General features: G+C 63.9%; 16 protein-coding genes. 11 read left to right on the top strand and 5 right to left on the bottom strand.

Features of this window, described 5'->3' with window-relative positions; translation table 11 throughout:
• Positions 1-5 precede the first annotated feature (5 nt).
• Together RFM41_RS22640 and RFM41_RS22635 are read left to right on the top strand one after the other, a co-directional pair.
• Positions 6-1049 (top strand): PAAR-like domain-containing protein, encoded by a 1044-nt coding sequence (locus RFM41_RS22640; protein ID WP_320251190.1) that lies wholly within the window; start codon positions 6-8, stop codon positions 1047-1049.
• 34 nt (positions 1050-1083) lie between these two features.
• Positions 1084-2001, top strand: coding sequence for a HEAT repeat domain-containing protein (locus RFM41_RS22635; RefSeq protein WP_320251192.1), 918 nt, complete (start codon positions 1084-1086; stop codon positions 1999-2001).
• A 130-nt stretch (positions 2002-2131) separates the two neighbouring features.
• Here RFM41_RS22635 and RFM41_RS22630 read toward each other — a convergent pair whose 3' ends face one another.
• The 3 genes from RFM41_RS22630 to RFM41_RS22620 are packed head-to-tail and all read right to left on the bottom strand — an operon-like array spanning position 2132 to position 5974.
• Positions 2132-3208 (bottom strand): HEAT repeat domain-containing protein, encoded by a 1077-nt coding sequence (locus tag RFM41_RS22630; RefSeq protein WP_320251194.1) that lies wholly within the window; start codon positions 3206-3208, stop codon positions 2132-2134.
• Positions 3208-3642: a DUF6484 domain-containing protein gene (locus RFM41_RS22625; protein ID WP_320251196.1), complete on the bottom strand. Its 435-nt coding sequence runs from the start codon at positions 3640-3642 to the stop codon at positions 3208-3210. The genes RFM41_RS22630 and RFM41_RS22625 overlap by 1 nt, the downstream gene beginning before the upstream one ends.
• A 7-nt stretch (positions 3643-3649) precedes the next feature.
• Positions 3650-5974 (bottom strand): type VI secretion system Vgr family protein, encoded by a 2325-nt coding sequence (locus RFM41_RS22620; protein ID WP_320251198.1) that lies wholly within the window; start codon positions 5972-5974, stop codon positions 3650-3652.
• A gap of 308 nt (positions 5975-6282) precedes the next feature.
• Between RFM41_RS22620 and tagH the strand changes: the two genes are divergently transcribed.
• From tagH to RFM41_RS22580, 8 genes are all read left to right on the top strand, one after another.
• The gene (tagH, locus tag RFM41_RS22615) at positions 6283-7362 is read left to right on the top strand and encodes a type VI secretion system-associated FHA domain protein TagH (RefSeq protein WP_320251199.1); all 1080 of its coding nucleotides are present in this window, start codon (positions 6283-6285) and stop codon (positions 7360-7362) included.
• A 295-nt stretch (positions 7363-7657) separates the two neighbouring features.
• Positions 7658-9190, top strand: coding sequence for a type VI secretion system protein TssL, long form (gene tssL, locus RFM41_RS22610; RefSeq protein ID WP_320251201.1), 1533 nt, complete (start codon positions 7658-7660; stop codon positions 9188-9190).
• Positions 9190-12717, top strand: a complete 3528-nt coding sequence (gene tssM, locus RFM41_RS22605) for a type VI secretion system membrane subunit TssM (protein WP_320251203.1) — start codon at positions 9190-9192, stop codon at positions 12715-12717. The genes tssL and tssM overlap by 1 nt, the downstream gene beginning before the upstream one ends.
• 117 nt (positions 12718-12834) lie before the next feature.
• Positions 12835-13614: a PP2C family protein-serine/threonine phosphatase gene (locus tag RFM41_RS22600; protein ID WP_320251204.1), complete on the top strand. Its 780-nt coding sequence runs from the start codon at positions 12835-12837 to the stop codon at positions 13612-13614.
• The gene (locus RFM41_RS22595; RefSeq protein ID WP_320251205.1) at positions 13611-16106 is read left to right on the top strand and encodes a protein kinase domain-containing protein; all 2496 of its coding nucleotides are present in this window, start codon (positions 13611-13613) and stop codon (positions 16104-16106) included. The genes RFM41_RS22600 and RFM41_RS22595 overlap by 4 nt, the downstream gene beginning before the upstream one ends.
• 11 nt (positions 16107-16117) lie before the next feature.
• Positions 16118-16612, top strand: a complete 495-nt coding sequence (locus tag RFM41_RS22590; RefSeq protein WP_320251206.1) for a DUF1036 domain-containing protein — start codon at positions 16118-16120, stop codon at positions 16610-16612.
• Complete coding sequence (locus RFM41_RS22585) at positions 16609-19050, top strand: M23 family metallopeptidase (protein WP_320251208.1); 2442 nt, start codon at positions 16609-16611, stop codon at positions 19048-19050. Before RFM41_RS22590 ends, RFM41_RS22585 begins: the two co-directional genes overlap by 4 nt.
• Positions 19051-19116: 66 nt before the next feature.
• Positions 19117-19332 (top strand): hypothetical protein, encoded by a 216-nt coding sequence (locus RFM41_RS22580; RefSeq protein WP_320251210.1) that lies wholly within the window; start codon positions 19117-19119, stop codon positions 19330-19332.
• A 61-nt stretch (positions 19333-19393) separates the two neighbouring features.
• Here RFM41_RS22580 and RFM41_RS22575 read toward each other — a convergent pair whose 3' ends face one another.
• Complete coding sequence (locus tag RFM41_RS22575; RefSeq protein WP_320251212.1) at positions 19394-19930, bottom strand: OmpA family protein; 537 nt, start codon at positions 19928-19930, stop codon at positions 19394-19396.
• Between the two features lie 163 nt (positions 19931-20093).
• Here RFM41_RS22575 and RFM41_RS22570 point away from each other — a divergent pair, with 163 nt between their 5' ends.
• On the top strand, positions 20094-20783 hold the full coding sequence (locus tag RFM41_RS22570) for a DUF6931 family protein (protein WP_320251214.1): 690 nt from the start codon (positions 20094-20096) through the stop codon (positions 20781-20783).
• 41 nt (positions 20784-20824) lie between these two features.
• Here the strand turns inward: RFM41_RS22570 and RFM41_RS22565 are convergent, their stop codons facing one another.
• A complete protein-coding gene (locus RFM41_RS22565) occupies positions 20825-22060 on the bottom strand; it encodes a caspase family protein (protein ID WP_320251215.1) in 1236 nt (411 codons plus the stop codon).

Below are 22060 nucleotides of genomic sequence, written 5' to 3'. Positions count from 1 at the left end.
CCACAATGACAAAAAACGTCTTCGCCGGAATGTGGGAAATTGCCGCCCAGAACGGCATGAACAAGTCGATCGCGCGGTTTCCCGACGTTTGCATGTCACCGCCTTCGCCACCAGCCGGACCCATTCCGATTCCGTACCCGGACACCTCGTTCTCGAACAATCTCAAGTCCGCTTCGTCCACCGTGCTGATTGGCGGCAACGGCGCGGCCTTGGCGCAGCAGTCCTACTATCAAGAGTCTGTCCTGGGAGACGAAGCGGCCACGCGCACCTTCGGGGCCAATGTCGTCACGCACCAGATCACCGGCAAGACCTATTTTCAGGCCTGGTGCATGGACGTGAAGTTCGAAGGCAAGAATGTATGCCGGCATCTCGACATCACGACCAGCAATCATGCTTCAGGCGGCACCACCACGGCACCGTTGACAACGGTTGAGACCATGAGCATGGCGGATCAAGATGCGTTGCTGGACAAGGGCATATGCCCTTGTTGCAAAGGGCCCATACACAATGCGGAACAGAAGAAGGGCAACAGCATCACTCCGCAGGAATTTTACAAGCCCGATCTGACGCAGAACAGGAAGGCGACCGGGCGTCCGGTGAAGAAGGATATTGTGGAGCGGGCGCAGTTGGCGATTACAGTGATGGATAAGATTCGCGACGAAGCCGCCAAGGCCGGCTGCGACGCCGCAATACCCGAAGACAATCCCGATGATGCCTGTGGTCGGCACTACATTATCAAGAGCGGCAAGAATTCCCGTGAGGAATTCATCGCCCAGGATAGCCCACTGACGCCCGAGGAGCACTATGACACGACCGGGCCGTACGGGGCGGCTGGTCCCGCGATCCTAACCCAGGCCAAGAAAATCCATGCCGCCAAGAAGGCTGGCGATGTGGCAATCGTGGGGCACAAGACCGCGCTTGGCGCGGGCGGCTGCCCCGTCGGGGCAGGCAATCATCAGGGTGTGAGCAATGAATGCGCGAAATTCGAAAAGCGACTGGCGACTGCCCAGAGCGATCTGATGAATTTCCACCGGGAAGTCCATTTCTAACATCGATTTTGGGCGCGAGAGCAAGGAGGTCTAGATGGCTGGAGCGGCACTTCCCAGCTTTCTTCATGGCACATTCGACTGGCGTTTTCGTGGACTGACCTTTGCGCGAGAGCCGCCCGAAGGCTTGCTGTCACGTGCCTCTCTGAACGATTCGAACCCGTGGATAGTGCTTGCAACGGTCGTGCAACTCGCAAGGCAAGGTGACCATACGCATGTTCCGGTGCTGAGCCGCTACTACGAGGACAGGGATGTTCCCGCATTGTCGCGCACGTCGCTCCTCCTCACCGGAGATCTCGCGACAAGCTCGGATCTGAAGTTGCTGCAGCAGGCGCTGCGCAGCGTCAGTCCCCTTACAAGAATGCATGCGGCAGAGGGGGCAGCGCTGTGTGGCCACCTGTGGCTTGTGGCCGATATGCTGAACGCGTGGGAGAATGCCGAGGACGTCAATGACCATGAAGTCATCGGCTACAAAATCAGCGAGTTGCTCGAAGAGCCAGGCGGCCCGCTCGAAACCTATGCGGGCACCTTCAGCTTCAGGAACGTCGATCAGCTCATTGCCGACATGCCCGGATTGAAAGAGGTCGAGAAGGAACTTCGGCTCCTCGCCGAAGGGCCCGTGGAATTCGTCGAGCAGACGAGAAAAACATATCGTGCCGTTCGCAAGCGTATCGACGATCAAAACCTATTCGTCAGCGAAGGCAAAATCTGGAGCATGGAGAGCTTCATCAACCGGCTCATGGTCGAGATTTCGAAAGAGGTCCCCCCGACCTTCTATAACTATCGACACCGCTTCGAAGCATATACCGGCATAGATTGCACCAATTTTTTCCGAGGCGGGTCCTCGGACAGGCTAGCGATCATAGCTACGATCGAGGAATTTCTTGAATCAGGCTCCATCGATACTTTCCTACCTGGGCAAAGATACTTCAATAGTCATCCCATCCCCAATTAAAGAAGATACCGAGAAAAACCCCGCCGGGAACTTGATCGCACAACCGCCTCACGGACCCAGCGAAACCGCTCTATCTTCTTTTTTACGGAAATCCGGATGGAAAGCGTTTCACGCTTCTTCTGGAGCAGCTCTAATCGCCCAAAATACCGGTGTTGCGGGCCCATGCCACGACCTTGTCCGCTATGGGCAAATTGACCAGTCGGGCTTCGAAATATTCCGTAAACTCGGGGCCTGCATCGGCGGGGTCCGTCGAAAAGAGCCCCTTCTCGTTGCGGGCTTCTGGAAAGAGCTCGACGAATGCCGCGCCGGCAGCGGCGGAAACGATGGGTTCTCGCATTCGTTCGATCAGCCATGACAGAGCGGATCGGTCGCCCAGCATGCCGATGCCGCGAACCGCTATGGGAGCGGTCAGGTGCGACTTCATCAGTCCTCCCATCCATCCGCGCAAGGCTGCATCGTCGCCTGAGCGAACCAACGTACGCAACGCCATCTGCGCATCGGGGCCTGCTCCTTCCACAACGTTGCGCAGTGCTTCTGTCGCGAGCGTGCCCGCGCCAAGCTCGGCCAAGGCCCAGCCCGCATGGAACCGCACAGTCTGATGGTCATCGTCGAGCGCAGCCTGCAGGTCACGGGCCAGATCCGAGCGCTTCACTTTACCCGCGAGACGAGCAGCCTGGCCCCGCACCTTCGCGTCGGGGTCTTGGATCAGTCGTACCAGCATCTGCCTTGGATCGACGTCGTGCGCGATGCATGCGGACACACCAACGAAGCGCCGGAAGCTGTCCGGTGCGACGATCCAATCGCGAACTGATGGTGCAATCGCGCGAGGGTCATGCCAGGCAAGCGCGCCGATCAAACCGCGCGCATCATCTTCCGCCGCCCTGCCGAGTTCCAACGCTTCAGAGATGCGCCGCTGGTCACGTTGCTCGATCGCCAGCCAGGAATATGCAAACAGTTCGCCCTTTTCCGGAAAATTTCGATACTGTTCCACAACAAACGGCCATGCATCCGCGCCGGCGAGGCGCAAGCCGTCCAAGTTGACCTCGACGCGACCCCGGATTTCCTCCGCTACTTTAACGTCAGGCGGGTCTTCGTTCAGAAGAGTGTCCCTTTGCGCCCAAAGGAACGCCACCAATTCGGAGTGCTGTCGAAGCACTTCGGATACGACGATCGAGGAGGAGTCGGCCTTCAAGGGTTTCGCCAGCATCAATTCAAGTCGATCGAGCCGCCGCGAATCCTGTTCGAACCGCTGGCATGGCTGACAAGACGTGTTCCGCGGATCGTGATCCGACCGTCTTTCTCCATGATGATAGTTGACTTGCCACAGCGCAGTTCGATGCTTTTCTCGCCGGTGATTTTGATGTGTTCCCCATCGTGGATGACGTGCACCGCATCATGATCATGCGAACGCTGCCCGGGTTTCACTATGCGCCCTACGATCAGCGGCTTGCGCGGGTCTCCGTCCTGGAACATCAGCGCAACCTCGCAGCCAATCATGTCCGGGGTGAGCTCGCACAAACTTCGTGCCGACTGCGCCGTCTCATCCGGATTTCCGGGGAATACGACCAAAGGCGCGTCTCCGCCGAAGCCGAGAAACGCACCGATGACCACACCCTCTATCCGTTCCCTGGCTTCGCTCATCGCCATCTCAATTCTGATTGATCTTCGAACCCTTGATGATCACGTCACTCGATGCCTTAATGCTGATCTTGCCCGATCCCTTGACCGAAATGTCCTTGCCTTCGATCGCGATCGTGCCGTCCTTCTTCATCATGATCTTCGCCGATCCGGTCTGGATCAGGATTTCGTCGCCGGCATCGATCACCAGCTTCTTGCCGACCTTGATCGAACTGTCTTCGCCGATGTCGATGGCGCTGCCTTTCGCTATGCCCAGCGAATGGGCGCCGCCCACACTTGTGGAATCGTCGGCCCCGATACTGGCGCTACGCGCCGCGCCGACGCTGAAAGTCTGGGCGCTTCCGACAGTGACACTTTGATCCGCGCCGACATTGACAGTCTGCGCCGCGCCAATGTCCCAACTGTCCGCGGCACCGATACTGTGGCTCTGACTGATCCCAACGCTCACCGAGCGGGTCGCGCCGATGGTGTTCGTCTGCGAAGCGCCTACGGTCCTCGCTTCCGCGGCCCCCACCGTATCCACGCGCGCCACGGCCACCGTTACCGTCTGATTGAGGCCCACGGTCTGCGAATGGTTGGCGTCTATGTTTTCCGTGGAATTGGCGACGACATGGATGGTTTCGTTCGCCATCACCGTCAGCGACCGGTTGGCGCCCACCGTCTCGGTATCGTTGCTGCCGATGTTGGTGGTCTGGTCGACGCCGATCTTGACCGTCTTGTTGTTGCCGACGTCCTCGTCGAGGTTGTGGCCGACGGAGTGCTTGGCGTCGTGGTCGATGCGGTCGGACTGGTCGTGCTGGACCGTCTTGTTGCGGTCGTGCTTGATGAGCAGGTGATGGTCCTTCTGGGCCTGGAAGTTGACCAGCTCGGAGCCCGCCTTGTCCTCGAACATCAGCTCGTTGTAGCCGCCGCCGCCTTTCGAGGAATTCGACTTCCAGCCGGATTGCGTGGCGTTGCCCGGCAGCCCGTAGGGCGGCATCTGCGAGGCGTTGTAGACGCGGCCGGTGATGATCGGCAGGTCGGGGTCGCCCTCGATGAAGTCGACGATGACCTCCTGGCCGATGCGCGGGATCTGGATGAAGCCCCAATTGCTGCCGGCCCAGGTCTGCGAGACGCGCACGAAGCAGGAAGAATTCTGGTCCTTCTTGCCGAGGCGGTCCCAGTGGAACTGCACCTTCACGCGGGCATATTTGTCGGTGAAGATCTCCTCGCCCGAAGGGCCGACGACGGTCGCCGTCTGCGGGCCGCGCATGATCGGGCGCGGCGTGATGCGCGGCGGCCGGTAGGGCAGTTTGGTGGGCGCCACGCCGAGCACCACCTTGAAATTCTCATTGTGGGCCTCGTTCTGGGTCCGGTAGCCCGGATCGAACAGCCGGTATTCGGCGCTGATCACCAGATAGTCCTGGTTCTGGTCGTCGCGCGGAAAGCTCTCCAGCGTGAACTTGCAGCCGGAAAAGAGGCCGCGCACCGTGCCAACCGCCGTGCTGTGCTGGTGCACGGCCTGGAGTTCCTCGCGGCGGATCCCGGCGATCTTGTCGCCGCGCCCGACATCGAGATGCGCGCCGGGCTGGCGATAGTTCTCGCCAGAGGCTTCCTTATGGGCGAAAGGCTGGGCGGACTTCGCCATCAGATCCGCGCCGGGCTTCTCGAAATCATAGTCGGTATGGGCATAGGCGCCCGGCCGCACTGCGCTGCCAGGGATCCATTCGGTGATGTATTCGACATCGCGCCGTGAAGCCTGGCCTTCGAAGTTGTAAAGCACCTTCTCGTAGCCGGGCGCCGGCTTCAGCTTGCTCATCGCGTCGCAGAGGATGAGCGTGTGCTTGCCCTCGTCATGCTCGAAGAAATAGAAGATGCCTTCGTGCTCGAGCAGCCGCTGGACGAAATCGAGATCGCTCTCATCGTACTGGACGCAATATTCGCGCGAGGGATAGGAACCCTGCAGCCGCTTATCGAATTTGGCGATGCCGTATTTCGAGAAGATCTTCTCGACGATCTCCACCGCCGTCATGTTCTGGAAGATACGGCAGTCGGTGGTGTTGCCGAGGAACCAGAGCCATGGCCTGACGGTGGCCTCGTAGAAGGCCAGCCGGTCTTCGATGCGGGTCAGCTTGAAATCCGACACAAGGCCGCTGAACCAGCGCTTCGGATCGGATTCGCCCTCGACCGAAACGGCCCCGCCCAGCATCGTCAACGGATCGACGTCGCGGTTCTTCGAGACGAAACCGACCGTATAGGCGAAACAGCGGCTGATCTCATCGCGGCCGATGAGATGGGTGAAGGTCAGGTCGGCGCCAGCCGGCGTCTGTACAACCGTGGCACGTTCGTTCGGCATGGGTCGTGCCCCTCCTCGACGCGGCCGCCAGTGTGATGGTTTGAAACCCCCGCTCTATTAACTGCATCACGTTCGGGAGCGTTCGAGTTCACCGCACCGTACCCTCCACAACCTAGCACATGTTTGATGGAGGCCAAATAACAGCGACAGCTAAAGCGCGCCCATGCGCCGATGTGAAACGCTCCTCTCCCGCTCAGCCTGCAAGCTGCTAGAATACCGAAGCAATTCCGGGAAAGCGCCTGGCGGCTTTTCGCCCGGAATTGCGCGAAAGATAAGCATTTGTTGACCAAGTTCGGCGACGCTTCCGGATGTTCATCTCGCTCCAGATCAGCAATGTCGACAGGCTGCCGGCCGGCACCAGCGCCAGCTATGCCGCCCGCGACCGCAGCTTCGAGATCGGCCGCGAGAATTGCGACTGGACGCTGTCCGATCCGGACAAGTTCATCTCGGGCCGGCACTGCGAGGTCCGCTACCAGGCCGGTTCGTTCTGGCTCTACGACCTCTCGCGCAACGGCACTTTCGTCAATGGATCGAGCCAGCGCGTGAGCGGGCCGCATCGGCTGGCCCAGGGCGACCGGCTGCTGATCGGCCGCTATGTCGTCGGCGTTTCGATCGAAGACGATCGGGCCGCGACCGGCCATCCGCAGACCAGGACCGGGTCGACGCAGCGCGAGTTGCCGCCTTCGACCGGCCGCCCGCGGGATCCCGGCCATGCGCCGTTCTTCAATCCGGCGGAGCAGCGCCCGAGCAGGGCGGCGCCTGTCTCGACATCCTCTGCCCTGCAGCCCGGGCCGGCGGCCCCGGCCAATCGGCCTGCCGAAGCGGACGCAATACTGCGGGAGATCGCCAAAGCTGCCGGCATCGCGCCGGACTTGCTGCAGGCGCGCGACCCGCACGAGGTCGCGGCCGAGATCGGCTCCGTGCTGAGGACCACGGTCGAGCAGCTGTCGCTGCTTCTCAAGGCGCGCGCGGCGGCAAAGGTGCTCGCCAAGAGCGCGCACCGCACGATGATCGGCGCCGAGGACAACAACCCGCTGAAATTCGTGCCAGGCACAGACGACATAATGGAGATCATGTTCGCCAGGCGAAGGGCGGGCTATCTCGATGCAAGACACAGCGTCGAGGATGCGTTCCGCGATCTGAAGACGCATGAGATCGCGACCTACGCCGCCATGCAGGCCGCGCTGTCGCGGCTGCTCGACGACCTGTCGCCGGAAGCGATCGCCAAGAAGATCCCGCCGGCGTCCTTCTCGTCCAGGAAGAGCCAGGCCTGGGATGCGCTCGTCGCGACCTGGCGGGCGATGGAAGACAAGCACGAAAACGGCATGCTGGATGTCTTCCTCGCCTATTTCGCCGAAGCCTACGCCAAGGCCGACAAGCAGAAATAGAAGCAAGGGCACGGACCGCACCCGCCGTATGTGATGGGTCTCATAGAAGAAGCCGCCTCTTCGAGCATCTTGCTTTCCGATTTCAATCGGCCCCGTTTCAATTGGGTATCCGGGCGACTAGAATGCGCAAGGACGCTTGCCCGGCGGGCAAAGCGGCGCGGCTTGGGGCGTGTGCAGCAATGTCATGTTTCAGCGAGATGAGCCTTTCCATGCGGGCCGCCGCCGGGGCTCAGCCTGAAGCGCGTTTCCCTGGGCAAAGGCATGGTCGTCGCGCCGCGACGCCTGGTTCTCGCCTATGAGCCCGAAGGACGATCCCTCCGGGCCGGCGGACAAGACCGTCATCCGCGCGTCGCGGCCGAAGCAGAAGCCGCTTGCGGCGCCTGAGAGGCCCGGTCCGGAAGGCGCGCGACCTGCTCCCTCGCCTTCCCGCGAAGCGACGGTGTTCGATCCCGTCGTCGGCCGACAGATGCCAGCCGGCTGGTCGTCCGGAACCGTGCTCTTCCAGGGGCCAACTCCGGGAGCGGCCGCGAATGCGGCGCCGGGGGTGCAGCAGGATGCCCTGCTCGACGCCGCCGGCAGCGTGCAATACGCCGCGGCAAATCCGATCCTTGCCGCCGCGGCGCCGCTGCTGATGCTCTTCGGCCAATTGCGGCTGATGCCGGTCGAACGGCAAGCGGCGTCCCTGGCGGAGCATATCGCCGACGCGATCGAGACCTTCGACCGTGCAATCGCCAAAGCCGGCGTAGCCGAGGAAGACGCGCGGGTCGCCAAATTCGCCCTTTGCGAAACCGCCGACGACCTCGTCGGCAATTTGCCGTGGCCAGGCAAGGACAGCTGGCTTCGGCACAGCCTCGTGGCGCAATTCTTCCACAGCCAACCGACGGGCGCCGGCTTCTACGAAGCGCTGAACAATATCCTCGCCAGGCCGGAAGCGCATTACGACCTGCTCGAGCTGATGCATGCCTGCCTGTCGCTGGGTTTCGAAGGCCAGTATCGCGGGCTCGCCAAAGAGCGAAACACGCTCGAACGCGTCCGGCGCGACGTCTACGACACGCTGCGCTACTTCAAGCCACGCGCCGGCGACGATATCTCGTCGCGCTGGCAGGGCATGGCGGCCGCGTTGCCGAAGCCAAGGTCGCGGCTGCCGCTCTGGGCGGTCGCGGCCGCCGCGGCGACGCTGGTGACGGCGGCCTTCTTCGGATTGCGGGTGCTGATCACCGACGAAGGCGACGCAACCGCCGGCGAGTTGCTGGCGCTCAATCCGTCGACGCCCGTCACCATCGAGCGCGCCAGCGTGGCGGCGCCCACTGAGCCGGCGCAAGCCAGCCCGCCGCCGCCCACGGTCCCGGATACCGCCCAGATCGACCGCATCCGCGCCGCGCTTGCCGAGGAGATCGCCGGCGGCGGACTGAACGTCGGCGAGAAGGGCGAATTCATCGTCGTCGAGATCAACAACCAGCGCTTGTTCGCGCCCGGCATGGCGGAGCTGAAGCCGCAGTTCCAGCCGATCGCGGCCGAGGTCGCCACGGCACTCGACGCCGAACCGGGGCCGATCCGGATCGTCGGCCACACCGACAATGTGAAGCCGAAAAAGTCGAGCACGTTCAAATCGAATTTTGACCTTTCCGTCGCTCGCGCCAAGGCCGTCCAGGCGGTGGTGGCCAAGCAATTGAAAGACCCGTCGCGGCTGAGTGCCGATGGCAGGGGCGAGGACGAACCGATCGCCGACAATGGAACGGCGGACGGCCGCGCCAGGAACCGCCGCGTCGACATAATGATCCCGAAACAGGAGACCTTGCAGACCGGCGCGGCGGAGAACGGCGACTGATGCGCTGGATGCTGCGGATCTTCAGCCTGGCTGCGCTCGCCGGCTTCTCGGCGGCGATCTGGTATGCCGGGCCGCTGATCCGCTTCGCCGATACACACCCGCTTGGGCCTGCGTGGCTCAGGGCCACGATCATCGGCGTCACCATCGCGGTGCTCGCCCTGTTCTACGGGGTCCGCTTCTGGCAGCGGCGCAAGGCGCAAAAGGCGCTCGAAACGGCCATCGCGCACAGCGACGAGCGCAACGACGATTCACAGGTGCTGGAAGCGCGGATGAGCGAAGCCATCGCGACGCTGAAGCGGACGAGCGGCAAGCGCAATTTCCTCTATGACATCCCCTGGTACATCATCATCGGCCCGCCGGGTGCCGGCAAGACGACGGCGCTGGTCAATTCCGGGCTGAAGTTCCCGCTTGCCGGCTCCGGCAGCGCGCAGCCGGTGGCTGGCGTCGGCGGCACGCGATCCTGCGACTGGTGGTTCACGGACGAGGCGGTGCTGATCGACACGGCCGGCCGCTACACGACGCAAGAATCGGACCGCGAGCGCGACAAAGCGAGCTGGCTCGCCTTCCTGGGGCTGCTCAAGAAACACCGCACCAGGCAACCTATCAACGGCGTGATTTTGGCCATCAGCCTTGCCGACCTGGTCGGCTTCGACGACCAACAGCTCGAGGCGCATGTCAGCGAGATCAGGAGCCGCCTGCGCGAACTGCACGAGACGCTGAAGATCCAGTTCCCAGTCTATCTCATCTTCACCAAGGCCGATCTCGTCTCCGGTTTCATGGACTATTTCGGCAACCTTGACGAGACGCGCAGGCGCAAGGTGTGGGGCGCGACATTCCAGACGGCCGACCGCACCAGGAACATGGCCGGCGAGGCGCCGGCGGAATTCGACGGGTTGGCGAAGCGGCTCGCCGAAGAGGTCGCCGACCGCCTGCAGGAAGAGCCCGACCCGGTGGCGCGGATCGCGCTGTTCGGTTTTCCGGCGCAGTTCGGCGCGCTGAGGACCCGGATAACGCAGTTTGTCGGCAGCCTGTTCGATACATCGCGCAGCCAGGTCAATGTCAGCCTGCGTGGGCTCTATTTCTCGTCGGGAACCCAGGAAGGCACGCCCTTCGACCAGGTGCTGGGCGTGATCGGCCGCAGTTTCGGCAGCGCTTCGCAAGCGCATCTTTCCGGCGCCGGCAAGAGCTTCTTCCTGCATGATCTGCTGACCAAGGTGATCTTCCCGGAATCGGGCTGGGTTTCCTTCGATCGGGCCGCCGAGCGGCGTGCCAGACTGGCGAGGTTCGGCGGCCTGGCCGCGATCGCCCTGGCGGCCTTGGCGGCGCTCGGTGTGCTTGGCCTCAGCTTCTTCGCCAACAAGCAGCTGATCGCCTCCACAAGGCAAGCCATGGCGCATTATCGTGACAGCGCCGATACGCTGCTCAAGAGCATGACGGTGACCGACGTCGACCTCGAAAACGTCATCGGTCCGCTCGACCAGTTGCGCAACCTGCCGGCCGGGTTCGAAAACGGCGACCAGGGCAAGCCGATCGAGGAGATGTTCGGGCTCAGCCAGCGCGAGAGGCTGCTGTCGGCCTCCAAGGCCGCCTACCGGCAGGCGCTGGAGCGTACCTTCCGCTCACGGCTGCTGGTGCAGGCCGAGCGGACGATCCAGGCCAGGATGGCCGATCCGATCGCGCTCTACGAGCCGCTCAAGATCTACCTGATGCTGGGCGGCAAGGCGCCGAAGGTCGACGATGAGCTGGTCGTCTCCTGGATGAAGCAGGACTGGGAGGAGAACCGCTACCCCGGCGAGAACAACCGCGAGGGCCGCGCGCAGCTCGAAAAGCATCTGCGCGCCATGCTTGCGCTCGACGACGCCTACGATCCAACCTTCGCGCTCAACCAGCCGCTGGTCGAGGCAGCGCAGCGCTCGCTCGGACGCATGAGCCTCGCCGACCGCGCTTCGGCGCAGATCAAGTCGGCGGTCTACGCGGCGAGGCTGCAGGATTTCTCCATCGCCGCGAAAGCCGGCCCGGAAGCGCAGCTGCTGTTCGAGCGCACGGATGGCAGCGAGCTGGCCGATCTCCAGGTCCCTGGCCTTTACACGCGCGCCGGGTTCAATCGCTTCTTCCTGCCGCAGCTCTCGCGTATCGCGCAGATGCTCGTCGACGACCGGTGGGTGCTTGGCGGTGGCGGCGAACAAGGCGGCATCGACCAGGACCTGCCCAAGCTCGGTCCCGAGCTCATCGACCGCTACGGCAAGGAATTCGCCGCCGCCTGGAACGGCGCGCTCGATCAGTTGAAGCTCAAGGCGATGCTGAAGGACAAGCCGCAATATCTGGCGCTCTCCGCCATCGCCGCGGCGGACTCGCCGCTCGACCAGCTCTTCAGCGCGATCGCCGATGAAACCGCATTGACGAAGGACAGCCTCGCCGAGGGCGATACCGGCACGTCGCAGCAGAACCCCGCCAGCATGGCCAAGGGCCTCGCCCGTATCGGCCTGCAGATCGCCGGCGGCAAATCGCAAAGCCGCGCCGGCGCAAGCTCGGCCGTCGCGCAGAATGCCGGCGCGAGCGTCGAGGCGCAGTTCCGCTCGTTCCAGGCGCTGGTCGGCGGGGCGGCCGGGCGCCGGCCGCTCGACGCGCTGACGCAGAATTTCCACGACATCTTCCAGAGCCTGAAGCTCGCGGCCGATGTCCCCACGCAGACCGAGCGCGTCAACGCCAACCTACAACTGCAGATCTCGACGCTTCGCGCCAATGTCTCGCGCCTGCCCAAGCCGCTGGCGCGCATGGTCAACGCGGCGGCGGACGAGCTCGAAGGCAATGTCGCCGAAACCTCCGTCGCCAACCTCAACCAGACCCTCGACCAGACGGTGACGCGCGCCTGCGAGGAGGCTGTCAACGGCCGCTATCCCTTCACCCGCGACAGCACCGACGAGATCTCGATGGCGGATTTCACCAAGCTTTTCGCGCCGGGCGGCCTGATGGACCGCTTCTTCGCGCAGAACCTCGCGCCGCTGATCGACATGACCGGCCAGGAATGGACCTGGAAGCAGGATGCGCGTTCCAGCCGCGCTTTGGCCAAATCGACCTTGAAGGCGTTCCAGGCGGCGGCGGAAATCCGCAGCGCCTTCTTCCCTTCCGGCGGCTCGGTGCCCTCGGTCTCGATCACCATCACTCCCACGTCGGTGAACAGCGAAGTCGACAGCGCCGTGCTCAACGTCGACGGGCAGACAGTCCAGAGCGCGCAGGCCGGCAACGCGCCGAGCATCGTGACATGGCCGAGCGGCGCTGCTTCCGGATCGGCGAGCCTCAGCCTGGTGCCGGAAATGCCTGGACGCGAGTCCGCGCTCAAATTCGAAGGACCGTGGGCGCTGAAGCGGCTGTTCGACAAGGCGACCATCACCGGCGACGGCGCCAACACGGAAGCCCGCTTCGTGATCGGCGGACGCGATGTCGCCTACACGATCCAGGCCGGCTCAGGCGCCAATCCCTTGCTGCTGCCGGCCTTGTCCGGCTTCAGCTGTCCGAAGGCGTTCTGAGATGGCTGGATCAAGCCTTCATTTCGATACTCTAATGTACACGCTTGTGGCAGAGTGGCCCGGGCATGCGGCCCGTGGCTGGTCACAGAGGACGCTTTCGAAGCGCTTGGTGGCAAATTGAGCACTGTCGCCCTCCCCATCGACAGCTTCGGCGTCAGCCACCAGGGCTGCGTGCGCGATCACAACGAGGACAACTACCTCATCGAACCGCAGACCGGCCTCTGGGTGGTGGCCGACGGCATGGGCGGGCATGAGGCCGGCGAGGTTGCCTCGGCCAGCATCGTCGATCACCTCGCGACAATCGGCATCGCGAGCTCCGCGCCGGACCTTCGCGCCCGCTTCGAGGATAGGCTCAGCCGCGCCAACGCCGAGATCCGCGATATATCGCGCTCGCGCGGCATCACCATCGGCTCCACTTTCGCGGCCCTGCTTGCCATGGACGGACGCTTCGCCTGCCTTTGGGCCGGCGACAGCCGCATCTACCTTGTCCGAAACGGCTCGATCTTCCAGGTTTCGAAGGACCACACCGAGGTGCAGGAACTGCTCGACCGCGGCATGATCAGCGCGGAGGAAGCGCTGACCTGGCCGCGCCGCAATGTGATCACGCATGCGGTCGGCGTCAGCGACGAGCTCGAGATCGATTTCCAGCAGGGCGAGCTGATGGCGGGCGACGTCTTCGTGCTGGGCACCGACGGACTGACCGCGCATGTCAGCGATGCCGAGATCGAGGCCGCGGTCAGATCCGCCACGCCGCGGGCCGCATGCCAGACGCTGCTGGACCTGGTGCTGGCGCGCGGCGGAACCGACAATGTGACAATCGTACTCGTGAAGATCGGCAGCGGGCGCAACGGAGCGCACCATTCGGATCGGTCCGGAGCGGAGGCCCTGGCCAGATGAGCGACGACGACAAGACGCGGATTGCGGCGAAGGTCACCTATGCGGGTGTCGGCACGCAGCTCAGCGGCATTTACGAGCTCGACGAGAGGATCGCCTCCGGCGGCATGGGCGAAGTCTATCGCGGCCACAACATCCAGACGGGCGACCATGTGGCGATCAAGATCGTGCTGCCCGAATTCGCCCGCGACCAGACGATCCTGTCGCTGTTCCGCAAGGAAGCGTCTATCCTCAATCACCTGTCGCATGACGCGGTGGTGCGCTACCACGTCTTCACCATCGATCCGGGGATTGGCCGCCCCTATCTCGCGATGGAGTTCGTGGACGGCCAATCGCTGTTCGACATCATGCGGCGCGGGCCGATGCCTGCGGAGGACGTACGCCGGCTATGCCATCGCCTCGCCTCCGCCTTGAGCGCCGTGCACCAGGCCGGCGCAGTGCATCGCGACCTCTCGCCGGACAACATCATCCTGCCCGGCGGACGGGTGGAGCGCGCCAAGATCATCGATTTCGGCATCGCCCGTTCAGCCACCGTCGGCGGCGAGACGCTGATCGGCGGAAAATTCGCCGGCAAATACAATTACGTCTCGCCGGAGCAGCTCGGCCTCTATGGCGGCGAGGTCAGCGAGCAGTCCGATATCTACAGCCTCGGGCTGGTGCTGGCCGCGGCGCTGCGCGGAAAGCCGCTCGACATGAGCGGGTCGCAATATGAGGTCATCGAAAAGCGCCGGGCGGTGCCGGACCTCTCGGATATCGATCCCGATTTCCACGAGCTCATCGAAGCAATGCTGCAGCCGGACCCGCGCGACCGTCCCGCCAGCATGGCCGAGATCGCCCGGGCGACGCGCAGCGAAGACCTCGAGCCGACATTGCCGCCACCGGTGCCGTTCGGCGCGCGCGAACGCTCCGGCCTGCCGCGTGCCGGCTGGACGGCGCCGCCGGACTCAAAGCCGCAGCCGCCGGAGCCTCAAGGCGAACCCCGCTTCGTCGAGCATGTGCGCCCCGCATATCTGTCGGAGCCACGGCCCGCGCCGGCGGCTACCCCCGCCAGCGTGCCCGCACCGGCCGCGCCCAAAAAGGCTTCGCGCATGCCAGCGATCGCGGGCAGCGTCGCGGCGCTCGCCGTCTTGGCGGGGGCAGGCCTTTATTTCAGCGGCGTGCTTTCGCCTCCGCCGGTGACGGAAACATCCAAGCCGCTGATGCCGAAGCCGGCCGCGGAAGCTGCCAAACCAGTGGCGGAAGCGCAGCAGCCGGAAGCGCCGCAACCGCAGGCCACGCCTCAGCCGGAACCGCCAAAACCCGACACTGCGAAGCCATCCGCCCAACCCGATGCGAAGGCCAAGACACCCGCCGTGCAGCCGACGCCGCCAGCCACGCAGCCGGAGACCGAAGCCAACAGCCAGGCGCATGTTCCCCCGGTCGAGACCAACCCCGTGCAACGCTCGGCGGAGCAATCACCGACGCTTGCGCCCGCACCGAAGGGCGCCGAGAGCCAGAAACCGGCACAGCCTGCAAGCGAACCGGCGGTCAAGACGCCGGAGCCGACCCAAACAGCCAAAAACCAGCCCGCGCAGGAGGCAAGCCCGCCGAAGCCCAGCGTGAAAGACCTCGTGGACATGCTTTCCAAGCTGCCCAAGCCGAACGCGTCCCCGCCCCCCGCCTCGGAAAGCCAGGCATCGGCGCAGCCGACCACCCCGCTGCCCGAGCCGAAGGCAAAGACCCCGACAGCCAGTCAATCGGAAACGCCAACCGCGCCGACGGCGCAGCAACCGCAGACGCCAGCGACCAAGCAGCCGGGCAACACCGACGTCGCCATTAATGTGCCGAAGCCGGCGGTTCCGTCGCAGGAAGACGATACGGCCAGGTGGAACGACCAGCGCTCCTGGGTGCGCGATTTCAGCGGTGGCAGTTGCTTTTACGCAAACCTGACATCGGGCCCCGGCGCCGCGCCGACGATCGAAGGATACGCAACCGCGGTCCAACCCTTCGAGCAATTGCTCAACGACTTCCAGGCGCGGTTCCATGTCGAGCCGGACATCAGCGTGCGCCTCATCACGCTCTCCCAGTGTGGCGTGCCTACCTTCCTTCGCTTCCTCGACCGGAGCTCGGCTGCGAAGCCGCAGCTTGTGCTGGACCGGACATCGGTTCCGGACGGCGCGCCAATCAGCGGCGCGCTCTATACGGGCGGCGGGCTCGTCTCGAACGTCATGCTGATCGACCACAAGGGCGTCGCCTTCAATCTCGACGACCGCATGGTGCCGCAGACCGACAAGGTGACCTTCAACATCCCGATCGGCCTCGCCGCCGCCGACAAGGCGGCCGGCAAATCGGTGCCGCAGATCATGCTGGTGATCACCGGACCTAAGGACATCCAGGCCGCCATGTTCTCCAGGCCGACGCCGGCCTCGGAGCTTTTGCCCAGGATCCTCGAAGAGATCGAGGCCGACGGATCGCAGTTCTCCGCCACGGCCACCTATTTCCGGCTTGGCGGATAGCATGAACGCCGATGGACCTTCGCACCCTGCGTATCTTGAGCCGGTCCTTGCCACGCAAGCAGCGTAGCCGGCTCCGATTGCTGTTGCCGGACCGCATGCCGCTTGCCGCGCTGCTCGGCGCGGCGCTGTTCTCGATCCTTTCGCCCGGCAAGGCGCATGCCGAATTCACCGTCTGCAACCAGACGCTCGACGTCGTCAATCTGGCGGTCGGACAGAAGGTCGACAACGCCGACCAGACCGATGGCTGGTGGACCATCGGCGCCAACCAGTGCGTCAACGTCATCCGCGAGGAGCTGACAAACCGCTATATCTACCTCTACGCGACGGACGTCTTCGGCCACGCGATTCTCAACGGATCGACCGAGATGTGCATCGACCGGCGGCGCTTCTCGATCCGCGGCATCGAGGAGTGCTGGCAGCGCGGCCATATCGCGGCGCGCTTCGTCGAGGTCGACACGCTCGAGCAGGTGCGCTGGACCTATTTCCTGACCGGAAACAGCCCGTGACGCACTCGATCGACACGAGCTTCAAAAAGAAGAAGCAGGCGCGCGTAGCCGAGCGCCGGCGCAAGCTCTGGCGCCGGGCTCTGGCCGGCCTTGCCACGCTCGCCGTCGTCGCTTTAGCCACCGGCTTCTACCTGACCAAGGACTATTGGTCGTTCGGCGACGAGGACGAAGAATTGCATCCGGTCGAGGGCATGGAAGACGTGCCGCCTGACGCCTCTGTCTATGTGCCGGCGATCATCGATCTCGCCGGCGATCCGATGTGGATCACGCTGGCGCCCGATGCCGAGACCGCGACCAAGGGCAAGACCGTCGCGCGCCCGGCCGAGCTCGACAGTTCGGGCGCCTCGCCGCAGATCGAAATCATGTCCGACGTGATGTTGAGCGCCAGCGAAAAGTTCATGACGACGATCCCGTCGACGCAGGAGGATTTCGCCTTCTTCCAGGCGCAGCGCCAGGCCGCTCCGAAGCCTTCGGCAACGGCGCCCGACGATCAGCAACCGGCGGCGCCCGCTCCGGCCGCTGCGCCGAGCGACCAACAGGGCGATCCGCAAGGCGACCTTGAGAACGACCTGCAGGCGGCACCTGACGCGAGCGACGCCGCCTCGGCGCCCAAAGCCGATGCCGACGACCCCGAGGCGGGCTGGGGCGAGACCATCGACCAGGGCGAGGCAGCGCTCCCGGCTTTCAAGAAAACAGCGATCGAGAACAACACGACCGTTGCGACCGTCACCAGCGAATATCAGCGCTTCGAGGCGACCGAGGACACTTTCGTGAAGATCCTCAACGACCGCAGCCTGGACGGCGTGGCGCTCGACGCGCATTTCTCCGCCGACGACGCGAAACTCGCGGGCGAAGCGCTGAAGGCGCTATTCAACCGCGACGGGCTGGAGTCCGGCTTTGTGGTGGCCATGCGCGGGTTCCGGCCGAACCGCGAGACGACGACCATGTCGCTGATGCAGGTCTCGATCTACGCCAAGAACGTCTATGTCGGCACGCTGACGCGCAATGCGGCCGGCGCCTTCGTGTCGGGCGTCGACCCTTGGGTCCGCGAGGATCTGTTCAATTATTCCGGCGCTTCGGACCAGGGCGGCCCGAAGCGTCAGTACCGCCTGCTCGATGCGATCTATTCGACCGCGGCGCGCAACAAGGTGCCGACCAACGTCATCGGCGAGGCGATCATGTATCTGTCGCGCGGGCAGGACCTCGACGCCTTCGCCAGCGAGGACCAGCGCCTGGTGCTGATCTATTCGCAGACGCCGCGCGGCCAAAGCGAGATCTCCGGGCGGGTGCTCTATGTCGGCGTCCACGGCACGGACAAGAGCCTCGATTGTTTCGTCTTCCAGCAGAGCGACGGCCAGTATGCCTGTGTGACCGGCGACGACCAGGTCCGTTCGCTGACCGTCACCAACGGCATGGTCACGCCGGTCGCCGGGGTGATGACCTCGACCTTCGGCCCGCGCAAGCATCCGATCCTCGGCACGGTGCGTATCCACAAGGGCGTCGATTGGGCGGCGCCGGTCGGCACGCCGGTGATGGCCGCCTTCGACGGCGAGATCTCCTTCCAGGGGGATGGCGGCAGCTATGGCAATCTGGTGAAGATCGCGCATGCCAACGGCCGCGAGACGCGTTACGCGCACATGCAGAAATTCGCCATTGCCAGCGGCGTCGGCACCAAGGTGAAGGCAGGCGACGTCATCGGCTATATCGGCACCACAGGACTTTCGACCGGCCCGCATCTGCATTTCGAGCTCTATCAGAATGGCGAGGCGATCGACCCGCTGGGGACAGTCACCACGGTCGCCACCGCCGTCTCCGTCAGCTCCGGCGGCTCCGGCGATTCAGCGGTCGAGACGCTGACCGATCGGATCGTGCATGTCGAAAGCGGCGGCAGCTCCCGCGCCAAGAACCCGCTTTCCTCGGCAACCGGCGCCGGCCAGTTCATCTCTAAGACCTGGATCCGGATGATGAACACCTATCGGCCCGACCTTGCCGGCTCGCTGTCGACGGCCGATCTGCTCGCGCTTCGCTACGACGCGACGCTGTCGCGCGAAATGGTGCGCAACCTGGCGCGCGAGGGCGAGGCCTATCTTCGCGCCCGCGGCCACCAGATTACGGCCGGTCGGCTTTATCTTTGCCATTTCCTCGGCATGGAAGGCGCGGCTCAGGTTCTGGCGGCCCCCGGCTCGACGCAACTGAGCGCCGTGCTGGGGTCGGCCGTCATCCAGGCCAACCCGTTCCTGACCGGCAAGACCGCCAGCTACGTGGTCGACTGGGCCGAGCGAAAAATGGGGCAGAAAGCGCCACGCGTGGCAACCGACCAGGGCCAACCCACGACGACCACGACCGAAGTCCGGCAGACGTCGCCGGAATTCGAAAAATACAAGCAGGCGATCACGGCGCTGATAGGCTCCGTCCAGGATACGCTGGAGCCCGGTTAGCGCTTAGCCGTTCGGGGAAAGCGGCCGGCTCACATCCGAGGCTGGAACATTTCAGAGGATTCTACGTTGCCCGCCATGGTCAAAAAGCAATCCGACGACAACGTTTCATACTTCGAATTCGACGTCATGCGCGAAGCGTTCAAACGCTGGGTCGACGAGGATAAGGTTCCTGAAGAACAATGGCGGCCGCGCGCAACGAAGCTTGTCCGTATCGTGACCGGGGACGATTATGTCGACCCCAACTTGGTCGAATGGATCATACGTAAAAAGCTCCAGCGCTGAGGGGGGGTCGGCGCCAAGGCTCTTGGGCAGTACGCTGCAACAGTTGGTCAGCGCCAGCGGCCTATTCCGTCCTGATCCGCATTTCCACACGGCGGTTGACTGGGTCGTAGGGATCGGCGACGCGCGGGTGCGACTTGCCGAGGCCGATCGCTTCGAGCCGCGCCGATTGAACGCCGTTCGCTTCGAGGAAGGAGGCCACCGATTGCGCCCTTCGCTGCGACAGGTCCTGGTTGTAGCGGTCCGTGCCGGTCGCGTCGGTGTGACCCTCGACGACGAAGCTGAACGTGCTCAGCCTATTGTCCTTCAGCGCCTTGGCGAATTCGTCCAGTTCGGTGCGTGCGGTCTGGTCGAGCTGGGCCGAATCCAGGGCAAAATTGATCATCATGTCGAGGCCGGCCTTCTGGGGAGGCGCCTCGTTCTTCGCGGTCTTGCTCTTGCACTCTTCCTCGGTGCCGACGCAGATGCCGCGTGAGGCGCCAAGGTTGCCCTGACCGGCGAAGAACTTCACAATGTCTTCCGATTTCTGAAGCGGATCGGCGTAAACGTGCGTTGAAAAAAGCACGGTCGCCAATGCCAAGGCTGAGCTGCCCCACCGCATGACCGTCACTCCTGTTTGAGCCCTTGTTTGAGCGGGTTTTCGCTGGCGCGGACTATATCAAATCCCGAAACGATTGTCTGTGAACAAGCGCACGTTGCCGATGGCCGCCGCCTGTTAAAGGTTGAGGCTTGACCGGCACTCAGCCGCGGATTTGAGTGCTAGAATGTTTCGCCGTTTCGCTGAAACGGCGAACATTCTAACTGTTTTGTTTTTACGCAATTCCGGACGGAAAACCGCTTCACACTTTTCCTGGAATTGCTCTATTTCTGCCTGTGCTCGGGGTGTGGCGGCCATGGCCAATGAACTCGGATACAGAACGGCGAGGGATCTGTTTCTCGCCTGTCCCGCGATCGCCCGGGACATGAAATCGCCGGCCGCCGCCCAACCCCCGCTGGAATTCTGCCGCGCTCTGCTCGCCGGGCGCGTGCCGGAGGAAGCCGTCACGTTCTGCGCCTATCTCCTGCCCGAGCGCGCCGCGGTGTGGTGGGCGCATGAATGCCTCAGCAATCTTGCCGAGCTCCTTGCCGAAAGGGATCTCGAATTGCTCGCCCTCGTCAATGACTGGGTGGGCGAGCCCGGCAATCCCCGCCATCGAGCAGCGCTCAGCAGCGCCGTCGATCCGTCGCCAGCGACGCCGGCTGCATGGATCGCCCTGTCCGCAGCATGGCGCGACCCGGTTTTCGATATGCTGTCGACTGGATTTCCCGCCGCCCACGCCGTCAATGCGGGGATCCTGGCGGGGCTGGCGCGCGTCTCGACCGCAGACCGCTTTGGCGTGCTTTCCGCCTTCGTCGAAATGGGCATCCAGATGGTGGAGATGGAGACGCAGCGGCCATCGGTCGACGCCTATTAGGGCTTTCCGTCAGGCATGGCTGCCAAAGCCCTGATTCACGATCATTTGCAGCCACCTTGCGCCCACCTGGCCAAAGCCACCTTGAAGCGGGTGCCGAGCGGATGCTGCAGCCGCAGGACGGAAACGTCGTTGGCGGCGAAATTCTTCGCCTGATCGCAGAGGCGGGTCTCGTTCCACTCGTGACATCCGTCGCAGTGCTTGCCTTGCCATACCGATTTGTCGAGGCCCTCGACCGGGCTGAAAAGCGGCTCCCCCTTGATCAATTGGGCAATGCTCTTGCCGTCGATCGCCGGGTCGCCGAACTTGACCGGGCGATCGAAAAGGATCGGCCCGTCCGTCGCCAGCTTCGGGATCTTCTCGCGCAGCGCGTTGAGCGCAAGCTGGTCGCCGGCCTGGCCGGCCGCGCCCGTATTGCGCGTTTCGGAACCCGCTTCGGCCTGCGGCGCGCTCGCCTCGCCGACGATCAGCGGCGCATTGAGATCGACCTTGTGCAGCACGACCTCGGTGGTCAGCGAGACATTGATCCAGGGACGCTGCTTGCCAGCGGTCGCCTTGAAGACGTCGCTGGTCACCCTGTTCATGGCTTCGGTGATGGAGACGTTGGATTCGCCGATATGCTGGAGCAACCCCATGGTGAAAGGCGAGTGGTCGCCCGACCCGTCATAGGCGAGTTGGTTCGGGCTGGCGGCGAAAGCGACCAGCGTGCCGGCACCGCCATTCTCGATCGGGATTTCGGCAAGGCCGCTGCTTGCGCTTTTGATGCCCGCGCTCTTCGCCAGCACGTCGGCAAGCGGATTGTCCCGGCACGCATCCAGGAACACCAGCCTTATGCTGGTCTCGCGCGACATCTGGCGCAGGATGAAATCGACCGAGACAGCCTCGAAATCGAGCGAGGTCTCGTCCTCGAGCGCGGCGTCGACCGGAAGCAGATAGTTCTTGCCGGAGACCTGCAGGCCATGGCCGGCATAGAAGAAAAGTGCGATGTCGGCGCCGCGTACCTCCCTGGCGAACTGCGCGACCGTGGCTTGCGTCTGCTGCTTGGTGAGGTCGAAGCCGGAGACCACCTCGAAGCCGAGGTCCTTGAGCCGCTCGGCCATGGCCTGCCCATCCCTTGCCGGATTGGCGAGGGGTGCGGCGTGCTGATATTGCGAGTTGCCGAGCACCAGCGCGACGCGCCGCTCGGCGCTCGCGGCCGCCAGCGTCAAGAGCAGGACCAACGCGGCCAGCCCCGCAGCGCGAAGCAGGCCACCGCAAAAAGCGAACGGAGCGGAACTCAC

The organism is Mesorhizobium vachelliae (assembly GCF_033977325.1).
In the GTDB taxonomy this organism is placed as follows: domain Bacteria; phylum Pseudomonadota; class Alphaproteobacteria; order Rhizobiales; family Rhizobiaceae; genus Mesorhizobium; species Mesorhizobium vachelliae.
The sequence above is the reverse complement of the archived record's forward strand: the minus strand, read 5'-3'. Positions and strand labels throughout refer to the sequence as shown.